Annotated in this window: 10 protein-coding genes; 4 read left to right on the top strand and 6 right to left on the bottom strand. The window is 71.7% G+C overall.

The genetic code is table 11. The features are described from left to right. Window positions 1–5: 5 nt before the first annotated feature. The 3 genes from fdxH (at window position 6) to fdhE (ending at window position 3,049) form a co-directional block, all read left to right on the top strand. Window positions 6–941, top strand: coding sequence for a formate dehydrogenase subunit beta (gene fdxH, locus MFF06_RS06660; protein WP_238202264.1), 936 nt, complete (start codon window positions 6–8; stop codon window positions 939–941). A gap of 212 nt (window positions 942–1,153) precedes the next feature. Continuing rightward, window positions 1,154–1,876 carry a formate dehydrogenase subunit gamma gene (locus MFF06_RS06655; RefSeq protein ID WP_238202262.1) on the top strand — a complete coding sequence of 241 codons (723 nt, stop codon included), beginning with the start codon at window positions 1,154–1,156 and terminating at the stop codon, window positions 1,874–1,876. A gap of 165 nt (window positions 1,877–2,041) precedes the next feature. Beyond that, a complete protein-coding gene (fdhE, locus tag MFF06_RS06650) occupies window positions 2,042–3,049 on the top strand; it encodes a formate dehydrogenase accessory protein FdhE (protein ID WP_238202260.1) in 1,008 nt (335 codons plus the stop codon). Window positions 3,050–3,221: 172 nt separating this feature from the next. Here the strand turns inward: fdhE and MFF06_RS06645 are convergent, their stop codons facing one another. Both MFF06_RS06645 and MFF06_RS06640 read right to left on the bottom strand, forming a co-directional pair. After that, window positions 3,222–3,563: a hypothetical protein gene (locus MFF06_RS06645; RefSeq protein WP_238202257.1), complete on the bottom strand. Its 342-nt coding sequence runs from the start codon at window positions 3,561–3,563 to the stop codon at window positions 3,222–3,224. Window positions 3,564–3,698: 135 nt separating this feature from the next. Further along, window positions 3,699–4,181 carry an SRPBCC family protein gene (locus MFF06_RS06640; protein ID WP_238202255.1) on the bottom strand — a complete coding sequence of 161 codons (483 nt, stop codon included), beginning with the start codon at window positions 4,179–4,181 and terminating at the stop codon, window positions 3,699–3,701. A gap of 222 nt (window positions 4,182–4,403) precedes the next feature. Here MFF06_RS06640 and MFF06_RS06635 point away from each other — a divergent pair, with 222 nt between their 5' ends. After that, a complete protein-coding gene (locus MFF06_RS06635) occupies window positions 4,404–6,092 on the top strand; it encodes a lysine--tRNA ligase (RefSeq protein ID WP_238202254.1) in 1,689 nt (562 codons plus the stop codon). Between the two features lie 60 nt (window positions 6,093–6,152). Here MFF06_RS06635 and MFF06_RS06630 read toward each other — a convergent pair whose 3' ends face one another. The 4 genes from MFF06_RS06630 to MFF06_RS06615 form a co-directional block, all read right to left on the bottom strand. After that, window positions 6,153–7,241 carry an acyltransferase family protein gene (locus tag MFF06_RS06630; protein ID WP_238202253.1) on the bottom strand — a complete coding sequence of 363 codons (1,089 nt, stop codon included), beginning with the start codon at window positions 7,239–7,241 and terminating at the stop codon, window positions 6,153–6,155. Window positions 7,242–7,321: 80 nt separating this feature from the next. Next, window positions 7,322–8,224: a transglutaminase family protein gene (locus tag MFF06_RS06625; RefSeq protein WP_238202252.1), complete on the bottom strand. Its 903-nt coding sequence runs from the start codon at window positions 8,222–8,224 to the stop codon at window positions 7,322–7,324. 31 nt (window positions 8,225–8,255) lie between these two features. Next, entirely contained in the window at window positions 8,256–10,784 is a 2,529-nt protein-coding gene (locus MFF06_RS06620) for a circularly permuted type 2 ATP-grasp protein (RefSeq protein ID WP_238202251.1), read from the bottom strand. Beyond that, entirely contained in the window at window positions 10,781–14,044 is a 3,264-nt protein-coding gene (locus MFF06_RS06615) for a transglutaminase family protein (RefSeq protein ID WP_238202250.1), read from the bottom strand. Before MFF06_RS06615 ends, MFF06_RS06620 begins: the two co-directional genes overlap by 4 nt. Window positions 14,045–14,170: the final 126 nt, after the last annotated feature.

Raw genomic sequence — 14,170 nt, 5'->3', positions numbered from 1 at the left:
GCACCATGGCTGACTACAGCTCCCTCGACATCCGCCAGCGCTCCGCCTCCACGGAGACGCCGCCGGAGATCCGCCGCCAGGTGGAGGTCGCCAAGCTCATCGACGTGTCGAAGTGCATCGGCTGCAAGGCCTGCCAATCGGCCTGCGAGGAGTGGAACGATCTGCGCGACGACGTGGGCGTCAACACGGGCAACTACCAGAACCCGCACGACCTCACGGCCAAGACCTGGACCCTGATGCGGTTCGAGGAATACGAGAATCCTCAGACCAACCACCTCGAATGGCTGATCCGCAAGGACGGCTGCATGCACTGCACGGAGCCGGGCTGCCTCAAGGCGTGCCCGTCCCCGGGCGCCATCGTGCAGTACTCCAACGGCATCGTCGACTTCATCGAGGAGAACTGCATCGGCTGCGGCTACTGCGTGAAGGGGTGCCCCTTCAACATCCCGCGCATCAGCCAGACCGATCACAAGGCGTACAAGTGCACCCTGTGCTCGGACCGGGTGGCGGTGGGGCAGGCTCCGGCCTGCGCCAAGGCCTGCCCGACCGGCTCCATCATGTTCGGCACCAAGCAGGCGATGATCGACCAGGCGCAGACGCGCGTGGAGGATCTGAAGTCCCGCGGGTTCGAGCATGCGGGCCTCTACGATCCGGCCGGCGTCGGGGGCACGCACGTCATGTACGTGCTGCACCACGCCGACCAGCCGAGCCTCTATTCCGGTCTGCCGAACGATCCGAAGATCTCCCCCCTCGTCGCCTTCTGGAAGGGCGGGGCCAAGGTGTTCGGCCTGGCGGCGATGGGCTTCGCGGCGGTGGCCGGCTTCTTCCACTACGTCACCGCCGGCCCGAACGAGGTGGCGCCGGAGGAGGAGGAAGAGGCGGTGGAGATGGCCGAGGCCAAGCGCCGTCAGAACGGCGGCGGCGAGGTTCGGCCGCACTAAGAGCCTGTCATAAAACTCCCGCTGCGCCGCCGAGGCCAGCGGGAGAACTTCCGGTGCCCGGGAGCTTTGTGAGGAGCTCTCGTCACGGGTTTCCAGAGGGATCATCCCTTTGGTGGGGTGCCGGGGTGAAGCCCCGGCATCCCGCAGGGCCCGAGCCCTGCACCCGCAAAAGGGCTAGCCCTTTTGAATTCCATGATTTTCGGGTGAAGCCGATGACGATCCACACCGACATTCGCGACGGCGAGACCCGTCCCCTGCACCAGGACAAGGGCGGGGCGCCGGAGGTGCTCTACGTCCCCCGCTACACGGGCCTGCAGCGGGTGAACCACTGGATCACCGCGATCCTGTTCACCCTGCTGACCTTGTCGGGGCTTGCGATGTTCTCGCCCTACCTGTTCTCGCTCACCGGCCTGTTCGGCGGCGGGCAGGCGACGCGGGCGATCCACCCCTGGTTCGGCGTCGCCCTGGCGGTGAGCTTCGTGTTCCTGTTCATCCGTTTCTGGAAGCTCAACATCCCCAACAAGGACGATGTGGAGTGGTCGAAGCGGATCGGTGACGTCGTCACCAACCGCGAGGACCGCCTGCCCGAACTCGGCAAGTACAATGCCGGGCAGAAGATGGTGTTCTGGGGCCAGACCGCCCTGATCACCGTGATGCTGATCTCCGGCCTGATGATCTGGAACACCTATTTCGGCGGGCTCACCACCATCGAGACCCAGCGCTGGGCGCTGCTCGCCCACTCGCTGGCGGCGGTCATCGCCATCGCGATCATCGTGGTGCACATCTACGCCGGCATCTGGGTGCGCGGCACCGGCCGGGCGATGGTCCGCGGCACCGTCACCGGCGGCTGGGCCTACCGCCACCACCGCAAGTGGTTCCGCCAGATGGCGGGCGGCACCGTCCGCAAGGGGTCGGTCGACAAGCGCGGGTCGTAGGCGCTCTCCCGTCGTTGCGAGCGCAGCGAAGCAATCCAGGGTCGGCGCCCCATCTTCCGGGGTCGCGCTGCCCTGGATCGCTTCGCCGTGCTCGCCATGACGGTAAGGGTGTGCCGGGCGGTGGCGCTCCCCGCATACCCTAACTTTTGAAAGGCAAACGGCTCAGTGGTTCGGTTCTTCAAGCGCGGCTCCAAGCCCGCCGAGGCGGTCTCGAAGGGTGACGTCCAGCCCACCGCGCCAGGACAGAAAAAGTCCTTCGACGAGATCAATCCCGATCCCGACAAGATCGGCATTTCGGGCTCGGTGCCCTTCGTGCGGCTCCCCGAGCCGGGATCGCTGTTCAAGGCGCGCGCCGCTCGCTTGCTGGCCCTGGCACCGGGCCATGCCCTGGAGCCCTACCTGCGTCTCGTGGCGGAGGTCGCCCGGGCGCAGGCCGTGGTGGAGGCCGACCGCGCGGCCGCCGGCTGGGACGTCGTCGAGCCGGACCAAGCCGCCCGGGCGCTGCGGGTGGAGCATGGGATGCCACCCCTCTCCCGCCACGACATCGAGGCCGACCCGTCGTTCCAGGAGGCCCTCGCCGGGCTCCTCGACGCCCTCGACCTCGCCACGGCCCCCGAGGAGGCCCGGGCGGCGCGCGACGCCCTCAAGGCCGCCTCGCCCGAGGATCGCCTCGACCTCGCGGTGCAGATCTTCGAAGGCGCGATCCCCCTGGAGCGCGTGGCGGAATGCCTGTTCGTGGCGGCGGCCCTCCAGGTCTGCCTCGCCCGGCGGGCCGCCCGCCTCGACGCCAAGGCGCTGAAGCCCGTCGCCGACGGGGTCTGCCCCTGCTGCGGCGGCGCCCCCACCGCGAGCCTCGTCGTCGGCTGGACCCCGGCGGACAAGGCCCGCTACCTCAGCTGCTCGCTGTGCGGCACCCTGTGGAACCACGTCCGCATCCGCTGCACCGCCTGCGGGTCGGGCGAGGGGATCACCTACTACAACCTCGACGAGGTCTCGGCGGACGTGCAGGCGGAGACCTGCACGGTCTGCCAGAGCTATCTGAAGCACCTGCATCAGCACCGGACGCCGGACCTCGATCCGGTGGCCGACGACATCGCCTCCTACGGGCTCGACCTCAAGATCGCCGAGGAAGGGTTTCGGCGGGCGGGGCTGAACCTGCTGTTCGTGGTGTGACGCCGCCCGTTATGGCCGCGCCGGAACGCTGTCGGTTCCCGGTGGATCGCGACCCCGCTCCGTCATTGCGAGCGCAGCGAAGCAATCCAGGGCAGCGGGCCGTTTCCGAAGGCGGCGGATCCTGGGATTGCTTCGCTGCGCTCGCAATGACGGCGGCAGGGACCCGTGGATCCTACCGGTACCCGTAGCGCGCCTTGGCGGCGGCCAGCAGGTGCAGGGCCTCGCCGGACTTGCCCGCCGCGCATTCGCCCGCAGCCCGCGCCAGGTCCGCATCGAAGCGGTCGCCCACCGCCTTGTTGAGGTTCTCCGTCGCCACGTCGCTCGCGACGATGGCGCGGGTGCGGGCGATCTCCGGGCCGCAGCCGGTGCCGGTGGGCAGCGCGACGGCCGGAGGGGGGCCGCCCGCGGCGACCATCGGCTCGCGCACCGCCGGCTTGCCCGACTGGCAGGCGCCGAGGATGGCGGCCAGGGCGGCGGTGGAGAGGAGGACGAGGCAGGGACGGGACGCGGCCACGACGGTCTTTCCTTGGTGCCGGAAGCGCCCGGCCAGCCGCAGGGTTTTGAGCCGAGCTTGGCCTTGGGTCAATCGGGGCCGGTCCCGCGGGGCGCTCCTCTCCCCGCAGAGGAGAGGGGCGCCCCGCGAATCGCCCTACTTCGCCTTCTCGGCCAGCGCCTTCAGGCCGGACTCGTAGATGCCCTGCACGGCGTCGGTGGCGACGGTGTCCGGAGCGCCCTTGGCGTTGAAGGTGCCGCTCCACGTGACCTTTGAGCCCGAGCCCTCGGGGGCCACCGCGATCGTGGACTTGTAGTCCGAGACCGGCAGCGGGCTCTCCAGGATGGTGTAGGTGTAGCTCATCACCTTGTCGTCCCGGGAGACCTGCTCCTCCTTGATCGCGCCGCCGCCCTTCAGGGAGAGCAGGCGCACCTTCTTGCCGTCCATCTCGGAGGGCGTGCACTTCTCGACGGCCGGGTGCCACGTGCCGATGCCGCAGAAGTCGCCGATCGTCTGCCAGACCTTGGCCGGGGGCGCCGCGATGTCGACCGAACGCTGGACCTCGATCGCCTGGGCCGGCGCGGCGGCGGTGAGGGCGAGGGCCGCGAAGGCCAGGGCACGACGGGGGAAAGTCGGCATGGGGGGCGGGTCTCCATCCTGATCGATTCGCCGCAGCACCGGCTGCGGTGGCTCTCGAGGGGCCGGGCCTGAGCTAGGTGCCCGGCGTTTGTTGGCAATGGGTTCGCCCGAAACCCGGTGCGGTCCGGCGCGGGCGGACCTCCCGCGCGCGCTGCCCGATTGCCACGCCATCGCGAACGGCTCTAAGGGTGCCTCTCACCGTTCGATCCATCTCCGGATATCATGGCCGCCGCTCCGCCCGCCCTCACCCTCGATCCCGCCCTCCTCGAGGCCGCGACCGCCGCCGCCGCGTGGCCCTTCGAGGAGGCGCGCAAGCTCGTCGCCCGGATGGAGAAGCTCGGCAAGAGCGAGGTGCTGTTCGAGACCGGCTACGGCCCCTCGGGCCTGCCGCATATCGGCACCTTCGGCGAGGTGGCCCGCACCTCCATGGTGCGCCACGCCTTCCGGGTGCTCACCCGCGATGCCGTGCCGACCCGGCTGATCGCCTTCTCCGACGACATGGACGGCCTGCGGAAGGTGCCGGACAACGTCCCCAACCGGGAGTTGCTCGCCGCCCACCTCAACCAGCCGCTGACGAAGGTGCCGGACCCCTTCGGCACCCACGACAGTTTCGGCGCGCACAACAACGCGGAGTTGCGCCGCTTCCTCGACGCCTTCGGCTTCAGTTACGAGTTCCGCTCGGCCACCGCGTGCTACCGCGCGGGCCTGTTCGACGAGACCCTGCGGCGGGTGCTGGAGCGCTACGACGCGGTGATGGAGATCATGCTCCCCTCGCTGCGCGCCGAGCGCTCGGCGAGCTACTCGCCGTTCCTGCCGATCCATCCCGTCACCGGCCACGTGATGCAGGTGCCGATCGACGAGGTGCGGGTGGAGGCGGGCACCATCGTCTGGCGCGACCCCGCCACGGGCGAGCGCTACGAGACCCCCGTCACCGGCGGCCATGCCAAGCTGCAATGGAAGCCCGACTGGGCGATGCGCTGGGTGGCGCTCGGCGTCGATTACGAGATGGCCGGCAAGGACCTGATCGACTCGGTCAAGCTCTCGGCCAAGATCGCCAGGGCGCTCGGCGGCGAGCCCCCGGAAGGCTTCAACTACGAATTGTTCCTGGATGAAAAAGGTCAAAAAATCTCGAAGTCGAAGGGCAACGGCCTGACCATCGACGAGTGGTTGAAGTACGGCACGCCGGATTCGCTGGCGCTGTTCATGTACGCCAAGCCGCGCGAGGCCAAGCGCCTGTTCTTCGACGTGATCCCCCGCCACGTGGACGAGTACATCGGCTTCCTCGACCGCTATGCCGGGCAGGATCCGAAGAACCGCCTCGGCAACCCGGTCTGGCACCTGCACGCGGGCCAGCCGCCGGAGCCGGAACGAGTCGAGGGCGCGAGCCTGACCTTCGCCATGCTGCTCAACCTCGCGGCGGTGGCCAACACCGAGGATCCGGCGGTGCTGTGGGGCTTCATCCGCCGCTACGCGCCGGGCGTCGGGCCGGAGACGCATCCGGGGCTCGACCGTCTGGTCGGCCACGCCCTGAAGTACTTCACGGACTTCGTCCGCCCGGCCAAGACCTACCGGGAGCCCACGCCCGAGGAGCGCGCCGCGCTGGAGGACCTGTCGGCGACGCTGTCCGAGCACGAGGGCTCCACCGATCCGGAGGCGTTGCAGGCGGCGGTCTACGAGGTCGGGCGGCGGCACTTTCCGGACCTCTCGGGCAAGGCCAAGAGCCCGGACGGGCGGCCCGGCGTGTCGCAGGCGTGGTTCACGAGCCTGTACAACGTGCTGTTCGGCGAGGCGCGGGGCCCGCGCTTCGGCTCCTTCGTCGCCCTCTACGGCGTCGCGGAGACCCGCGCCCTCATCGCCAAGGCGCTTTCGGGCGAGCTGATCGCCGAGCACGCCGCCTTCACGGGGGGCTGATCGGCTTCGGCGCCGAGGTCCCGGCGCCCCCCCCCCGTCATTGCGAGGGTTCGACGGCGCTCAGGGCCCCATCGGCTGCGCAGCCCGGGGCGCCCTGCCCCGGAGCGCCCGCGCCTTGAGGCGCAGGCCCGGCTGCTCGACGGCGTACCACGACAGGGCCGCCACCGGGACGACGAGGACCAGCGAGGCGGCGAGGAGCGCCACGGGCGGAAGGCCCGGTGCGAGGGCGTACAGGCTCTGCTGGATCGGCCAGCCGTAGAGGTAGATCCCGTAGGAGAGGTCGGCCTTCGGCTCGGGTGCGAGGCGCGCCAGGGGGCCCAGCGCGAGCCAGATCGCGCCATAGGCCTCGCCGGTGAACAGCACCGCCCGGTAGAGCACGCCACCCTGCAGGCAGTATCCCGCGAGCAGCGCGGCCATCACGGGCAGGACGGACAGGGGCACCCGGTCCCGGGCGGCATACAGCGCCGCCCCGGTGCAGAAGATCAGCGGCAGGCGCAGGTTCGTTTCCCAGTGCTTCGGCAGGGGGGCGAGCCGGGCCTCCGCGGCGACGAGGGCGATGGCGAGGGCCACGGCCAGGGCGGGCAGCGCCCAGCGCCGTCGCAGGAACCCCGCCAGCCCCACCACCAGCACGCCGAGGTAGCACAGGACCTCGTACTTCAGCGTCCAGACGGTTCCGAGGGGGCTGCGATAGGGGTTGTCGAGGAAGACCCCCGGCAGTGCGGCGTTGCTCTTGAAGGCGGTGAGCGTTCCTTCCACGAAGCGCCACAGGCCGGGATCGCGCAGGTACTCCGTCGGCGGCAACCGGCTCATCGCCGGTCCGAGGACAAGGGCCACGGCGAGCGTCGCCGCCACCAGCCCCGGCACGATGCGCAGGACGCGGGCGAGGGCGTAGTCGCGGGGGCCCCGGCGGTCGAAGCTCATCGTCACGAGGAAGCCGGAGACGGCGAAGAAACCGTTGACCGCGTGCTCGCCGAGGGTGAACCCCGTCCAGGCGGCCAGCGGCTCGTCGACGACGGAGCCGGTGCCGACGCTGCCCGCATGCGAGACCACCACGGCCACGGCCAGGGCGAGGCGGAGCACGGCGAAGGCATTGTGCGGCCGCTCCAGCCGGCGGGCGATCGTCCCCGCGAAGATGTCCCGGCCGCCCATTCGGTCCCTACGCTCGGCGCGATCTGATCGCGCCCCTGAAGAGGCCCGGAACGGCGTTCCGTCAAGCGAGGGCGCCCCGCTCACCCCACCAGGGCGAGGTCGCCCTGCATTTCGGTCTCGGGGATCACGTCCACCTCGACCTTCAGGCGCTGGCGGCCCGAGCCGCTGACGATGCCGTCGATGGGCGCGACGTCGCCGTAGTCGCGGCCCCGGGCCACGACGATGTGGTCGTCCCGCACGGCGCAGGCGTTGGTCGGGTCGAGGCCGTGCCAGGCCTCGCCACACCAGACCGCGACCCAGGCGTGGCTGGCATCGGCCCCGCGCAGGCGCGGGCGGCCGGGAGGGGGCACGGTGCGCAGGTAGCCGCTCACATAGGCCGCCGGCACGCCCATGCCGCGCAAGCCCGCGATCATCACGTGGGCGAAGTCCTGGCACACGCCGGCGCGTCCGGCGAAGGCCTCGGCCACCGGCGTGCGGACGGTGGTCGCCTTGGCGTCGAAGCGGAAATCCTGCGCGATCCGCCGCATCAGGTCGTGCGCCGCGCCGTAGGCGGAGCGGCCGGGGGCGAAGCTCGGGCGTGCGTAGTCGGTCACCTCGCGCAGGAGGGGCACCCGGTCGCTCGGATAGAGGAAGTGGACCGGCGCCCGGCTGGAGATGTCCCGCCCGGCGACGACCCCGTCGCGGACCGCCTCCCAGGCCATCCCCTCCTCCGGAGCGGGCGGGTCCGGGCGCTCGACGCGCACCGTGGACAGGGCCTCGACGCTGAAGGTGGTGTGGGGCGCCGCGATGGTGATGGCGAGCGATTCGATCCCGAAATAGTCGCGGCGGCTCACCGCCCGGGCCGGGCTCGGATCGATGGTGACGGCGCTCGCCAGCACGCTCTGCCCCTCCCCCTCCGCGGGCTTGAGGCGGAGCGAGCAGCGGGCGAAGCTCACCGACCGCCCGTAGCGGTAGGTCGTCCGGTGGCGCAGGGTGTAGATCATGCCCCGCCCGCCTCGGTCGTGAACGCACCCATCAGGCGAGGCCCGTCAGCTTCTCCGGCCGCGGTGCGTGCGGCCCGGTGGGGAAATAGCGGGCACTGATGCCGTCGGCGAGGCGCTCGAGGTCGGTGCCCAGCGTCGTCAGGCGCACCGCGTCGAACTCCGCCGCCTCGCCCGCGCGCAGCTCCGCCAGGATCCGGCCCGCCAGCCGCGCGTGCGGCTCGGGGATGCCGTCGGCGGACAGGGCCGGCAACTCGCCGAGATGGCGGACGATAGCCTCCATCTGGAAGGCGATGGAGCGCGGGTTGTAGGGGTCGAGGAGCACCATGTCCCGGACGGGATCGAGGGCGGCGCCCTGCATGTAGCGGCGGCCGTAGCCGATCTGCGAGTCGGCCAGCGCCAGCATGGTCCCGAGGCAACCCGGCGTCGCCTCGTCGTTGGCGAAGGCGAGCGCGAAGGTGCAGGTGTTGATCGCCCGCTCCACCCGCCGCCCGAGTTCGGCGAAGTGCCAGCCCTCCGCCCGGCTGGTGTTCTCGTGGGACAGGCCCGAGAGGGCCGCGAGGTGGCTCAGCGTCCGCTCTGCGCGGGCGGCGAGCTGCGATTCGGTGAAGTGGCGCTCGGTGTCGAGGCCGAGGAGGTCCGACAGGTCGGCGAGCACCCGCCAGGTCTCGCCGGAGAGCCGGGCGCGCAGGGCGGCGGCGTTGCGGCGGGCGGCCGTGACGTGGGACCGGGCCGAGCCCGGCTGGTCGCGGCCGCAGAGGGCCTCCTGGGCGAGCGCGGCGGTGGGCAGGTCGGCGGCGGCGACGCAGGCCCACTCGTCGAGGAGGGCGCGGATCGCCAGGGCGGCGGGGGTATCGGGCGAGCCCGAGATGTCGGCGCCCACCGCGTCGCCGATGCTGCGCAGGTGGGCGAGCGTCAGGCGCGTCACCGCCTCCGCCCGCTCGGCGTAGCGCCCGAACCAGAACAGCCCGTCCGCCGCCCGGGCGGGCAGGTGCCCGCCCAGCCTCCGCACCCGCGGCGTCGCGTGGGAGCCGATGAGCGGGGCGGCGACCGGCTCGTCCGACAGCACCCACACGTCGGCGGAGCGGATGCCCAGGCGCAGTTCCAGCGGATCGACGTTGTCCCGCTCGGACATCCGGCAGAAGCCGCCGGGCATCACCGTCCAGCCGGTGGCGGTGCGGGCGGCGAAGACCCGCATCACGAAGGGCCGGGGCACGAGGTGCAGGCCGTCGGGCCCCCGCTCCCAGCCCGGCATGGTCGAGAGGGGCGCGGGCTCCTGCGCCACGGTGTCGAAGGGGCGGTCGCGCAGGGCGGCCAGGACGGCGGCGCGCCCGGCCGCCAGCGCCGTGGGCGCGAGGAGCGCGTCCCGCCCCGCCCCCCGCGGCGGCGTCGCGGCGGGGCGCAGGATCAGGCGGTCGAGGTTGGCCTGGACATGGGCGAGCCCCTCGAGGTCGCCGCACCACCACGCCTCCGGGTGGGACAGGCGCAGGGGCTCCCCGAGGAGGCGCCGGCACAGCCCGTCGAGGTAGGGGGCGAGCGCGGCCGACTCCACGAGGCCGGAGCCCGGCATGTTGGCCATGACGAGGGAGCCGTTGCGCAGGGCGTCGAGGATGCCCGGCACGCCGAGCCGCGAGGCGGCGTTCAATTCCAGCGGGTCGAGGTAGTCGGCGTCGATCCGCCGCCACAGGGCGTCGGCCCGCTTCAGCCCCGAGACGGTGCGCACGTGCAGGCGCCCGTCCTGCATGACGAGGTCGTCGCCCTCCACCAGCATCAGGCCGAGGTAGCGGGCGAGCGCCGCCTGCTCGACATAGGTGGAGCTGTAGGGGCCGGAGGTGAGCAGGCAGATCCGCGGGTCGGCCCGCTCGGCCCCGAGCGCCAGCCCCTCGCGGAACCGCTGGTAGAAGCCGGGCAGCCGCTCGACGTGCAGGTCCTGGAAGAAGTCCGGGAAGGTCCGGGCCAGGACCATGCGGTTCTCCAGCGCCCAGCCGAGGCCGGAGGGCGCCTGCGTCCGGTCGGCCAGCACCTGCCAGCGCCCGTCCGCCCCCCGGGCGAGGTCGGCCGCGTAGAGCCGCAGGTGGTGGCCGCCGGGGGGCGAGACCCCGTGGAGCGGGTGCAGGAAATCGGGGTTGCCGGCGACGATTGCCGCCGGGAGATGGCCCGTGGCGATGAGGTCGCCCGGCCCGTAGACGTCCGCGAGGATCGCCTCCATCAACTCGGCCCGCTGGATCAGCCCGGCGGAGAGGTCGCGCCATTCCTGCGCCTCGATGACGAGGGGCATGGAGCCGAGCGGCCAGGGATGCTCCCGCTGGTCGCCGGCGATGCGGAAGGAGATGCCCGCGTCGCGGATGTGCCGCTCCGCCGAGACGAAGCGGGCCAGGATCTCCGGCTCGCTCAGGCCGCCGAGGCGTTCGAGCAGGCGCTGCCACACCGCGCGCGGGCGCCCGTCGGGGCCGAGATACTCGTCCGGCAGGCCGGGGGCCGGCCGGTACGGCGCGGTCCAGCGCGCGACCCGCTGCGCCGGACTCTCGCCCGGCTCGACGCCGATCGCGAGCGTGGCGCTCATCGGGGGGCGGGCGTCCGCAGGTCGAGGGTCAGGGGGAACTCGGCGCTGCCCTCCTCCACCGGCATCGCGACCTTGCCCGGCGTGTGGCCGTGGGCCTGGAACCGGGCGAGGCGCCGCCCCTCCGCCTCGTAGGCGTTGACGGGATGGGTCTCGTAGTTGCGCCCGCCCGGATGGGCGACATGGTAGCGGCAGCCCCCGAGCGACCGGCCGCTCCAGGAATCGAGGATGTCGAAGGTCAGCGGCGAGTTCGCCGGCAGTGCCGGGTGCAGGCTCGAGGCCGGCTGCCACGCCTTGAAGCGCAGGCCCGCCACCGCCTCCCCGGCCCGGCCGGTGGAGGTCATCGGCAGGCGCCGCCCGTTGCAGGCGACGACATGCCGGCCGGGGACGAAGCCCTCGACCTTGACCTGCAGCCGCTCGACCGAACTGTCGACGAAGCGCACGGTGCCCCCGCTCGTCCCTTCCTCGCCCATCACGTGCCAGGGCTCCAGGGCCTGGCGCAGTTCCAGCTTCACCCCGCCCTGCTCCACCGTGCCGAAGACCGGGAACCGGAACAGGGATTGCGCCTCGAAGGCGGCCGGATCGAAATCGTACCCCGCTTGGCGGAGGTCTTCCAGAACGTCCAGGAAGTCCGCCCAGAGGAAATGCGGGAGCATGAAGCGATCGTGCAGGCTCGTGCCCCAGCGGACACAATTCCCGGTCTGCGGCTCCCGCCACAGCCACGCGACGAGTGCCCGCAGGAGCAGTTGCTGAGCGAGGCTCATCCGCGCGTCCGGCGGCATCTCGAAGGCGCGGAACTCCAAGAGGCCGAGGCGCCCGGTCGGGCCGTCCGGCGAGTAGAGCTTGTCGATGCAGATCTCGGCCCGGTGGGTGTTGCCGGTGACGTCGATCAGGATGTTGCGAAACAGCCGGTCCACCAGCCAGCGGGGGATGTTGGGCGCGTCCGGCGCCGGCACCTGGGCCAGCGCGATCTCCAACTCGTAGAGCCCGTCGTGGCGGCCCTCGTCGATGCGCGGCGCCTGGCTCGTCGGGCCGATGTAGAGGCCCGAGAACAGGTACGAGAGCGCCGGGTGGCGCTGCCAGTAGAGCACGATGCTCTTCAACAGGTCCGGCCGCCGCAGGAAGGGCGAATCGTCGGGCGTGACGCCGCCGAGCACCACGTGGTTGCCGCCGCCGGTGCCGGTATGGCGCCCGTCGGTCATGAACTTTTCCGCCCCGAGGCGGGTCTGGCGGGCCTCCTCGTAGAGCTCCGTCGTGATCGCCACCGCCTCCCGCCAGGAGGCGGCGGGGTGGACGTTGATCTCGATCACGCCCGGATCGGGGGTCACCTTGATGAGGGCGATCCGCGGGTCGAAGGGCGGCTCGTAGCCCTCGATGTGGATGGGCTGCTTCAACTCGGCCGCCACGGCCTCCAGATGGCCGGCGAGTTCGAGGTACTCGTCCACCCGCTGCACCGGGGGCATGAACACCCGGATCACCCCGTCCCGGGGCTCGATGGCCAGCGCCGTGCGCACCGCGACGCCGGTGACGCCGGAGCCGTTGGCGACCGGCTTCGCGCCGTCCGTGAGGGAACCCCGCTCCTCCAGCGGGTCCTGCGGCTGGTAATAGGGGTAGTGCTCCGGCGGCACGTAGGGCAGCGAGGACAGGGGCAGCCGGAAGCCGAGGGGCGAATCGCCCGGCACGAGGAAGGCGTGGCCGCGGCCGAACTCCCACCCTTCCGAGATCCAGACGCGATCCGCATCGCCGTCCTGGCCGGTGGGCAGGCTCGCCAGCGGCAGCACGTAGCCCACCGCCTCGCCGAGGCCGCGCTCGTAGACGCGCTTGATCCGCGCATCGAACTCCACGGAGCCCGACTGCGCCGCGCCCGGCGTGACGTTGACGGGCAGCTCCTCGCGCTTCTTCTCCCAGACGTCGCCGTCCTCGAAGGCGGGGAAGACGTAGTGCGCGAGGCCGAGGCGCGTGGCGAGCGCCTCGGTGAAGGCCTTGGCCTGGGTGATCGTCGCCGAGCCGGTGCCCGCCTCCGGGGCGATCAGGGCGGGATCGCGCCAGATGGGCTTCCCGTCCTTGCGCCAGTACAGGGCGAAGGCCCAGCGGGGCAGGCTCTCGCCGGGGTACCACTTGCCCTGGCCGTAATGGAGCAGGCCCCCCGGCCCGAATTTCTCGCGCAGGCGGCGGATCAGTTGGTCGGCCAAGCCGCGCTTGGTCGGCCCGACCGCCGCGATGTTCCACTCCGGCGCCTCGAAGTCGTCCACCGAGACGAAGGTCGGCTCGCCGCCCATGGTGAGCCGCACGTCCTGGGCGGCGAGGTCTTCGTCCACCTTCTCCCCGAGGCGGTCCATCGCGGTCCAGACGTCCTCCGCGAAGGGCTTCGTCACCCGCGGCGCCTCGGCCACGCGGGTGAGGCCCATCGCGAAGTCGAACTGCGTCTTGGCGGGCTCAAGCGGCCCCGAGATCGGCGCGGCCGAGCGGTAATGCGGCGTGGCGGCGAGCGGGATATGGCCCTCGCCGGTGAGCAGGCCCGAGGTGGCGTCCATGCCGACCCAGCCGGCGCCGGGAATGTAGACCTCCGCCCAGGCATGGAGGTCGGTGAAGTCGGCCGAGGCGCCCGCGGGGCCGTCCACGGCGGTGGTGTCGGGCACGAGCTGGATCAGGTAGCCGGACACGAACCGGGCCGCGAGGCCGATCCGGCGCAGCACCTGCACGAGGAGCCACGCCGAATCGCGGCAGGACCCGCTCTTCAGCGTGAGCGTCTCCGCCGGGGTCTGCACCCCCGGCTCCATCCGCACGCCGTAGGCGATCTCCCGGGCGATCATCCCGTTCAGGGCCACGAGGAACAGGACGGTGTTGGTCTCCTCCGGGAGCCTTCCGAGCAGCGCCTCGATCTCCGGCCCCCCCGCGTCCACGGGGGCGAGGTAGGGGGCGAGTTCCTCCCGCAGGTCCGGGTCGTAGGCGAATCCCCGCGTCTGCGCGTAATCCTCCACGAAGAAGTCGAAGGGGTTGATCACCGCCATCTCGGCGGTGAGATCGACCTCGATCTTCAACTCGTCGGTCTTCTCGGGGAAGACGAGGCGGGCGAGCCAGTTGCCGCTCGGATCCTGCTGCCAGTTGATGAAGTGATTCGGCGGGCTGACCGTCAGGGCGTAGGCCGGCACCTGCGTGCGGGCGTGGGGCGCCGGCCGCAGGCGGATCACCTGGGGCCCGAGGCTGATCGGCCGGTCGTAGCGGTAGTGCGTGACGTGGTGCAGGGCGACTTTGATCGACACGTCGACTCCGTCGGAAGGATCGCATGGGCGCGGACCGGCCCCGGTTATGGGGCAAGGGCCGGGAGCAAAGCAATTTTCGTGCGGCGGGGCGGTGGCAGGAACTTTGCCCCCCGGCTCCGCTTGATC

The sequence above is a fragment of the Methylobacterium aerolatum genome (genome assembly GCF_022179085.1).
Lineage (GTDB): Bacteria > Pseudomonadota > Alphaproteobacteria > Rhizobiales > Beijerinckiaceae > Methylobacterium > Methylobacterium aerolatum.
Note: the sequence above shows the minus strand (reverse complement) of the source record. Positions and strands in the feature narration are given on the sequence as shown.

What these genes read in the sequence shown, in the direction of transcription:
- MFF06_RS06635 (WP_238202254.1), top strand. Translation starts at nt 4,404, where the DNA reads ATGGCCGCCGCTCCGCCCGCCCTCACCCTCGATCCCGCCCTCCTCGAG.
- MFF06_RS06625 (WP_238202252.1), bottom strand. Translation starts at nt 8,224, where the DNA reads ATGATCTACACCCTGCGCCACCGGACGACCTACCGCTACGGGCGGTCG.
- MFF06_RS06640 (WP_238202255.1), bottom strand. Translation starts at nt 4,181, where the DNA reads ATGCCGACTTTCCCCCGTCGTGCCCTGGCCTTCGCGGCCCTCGCCCTC.
- MFF06_RS06620 (WP_238202251.1), bottom strand. Translation starts at nt 10,784, where the DNA reads ATGAGCGCCACGCTCGCGATCGGCGTCGAGCCGGGCGAGAGTCCGGCG.
- MFF06_RS06655 (WP_238202262.1), top strand. Translation starts at nt 1,154, where the DNA reads ATGACGATCCACACCGACATTCGCGACGGCGAGACCCGTCCCCTGCAC.
- fdxH (WP_238202264.1), top strand. Translation starts at nt 6, where the DNA reads ATGGCTGACTACAGCTCCCTCGACATCCGCCAGCGCTCCGCCTCCACG.
- MFF06_RS06630 (WP_238202253.1), bottom strand. Translation starts at nt 7,241, where the DNA reads ATGGGCGGCCGGGACATCTTCGCGGGGACGATCGCCCGCCGGCTGGAG.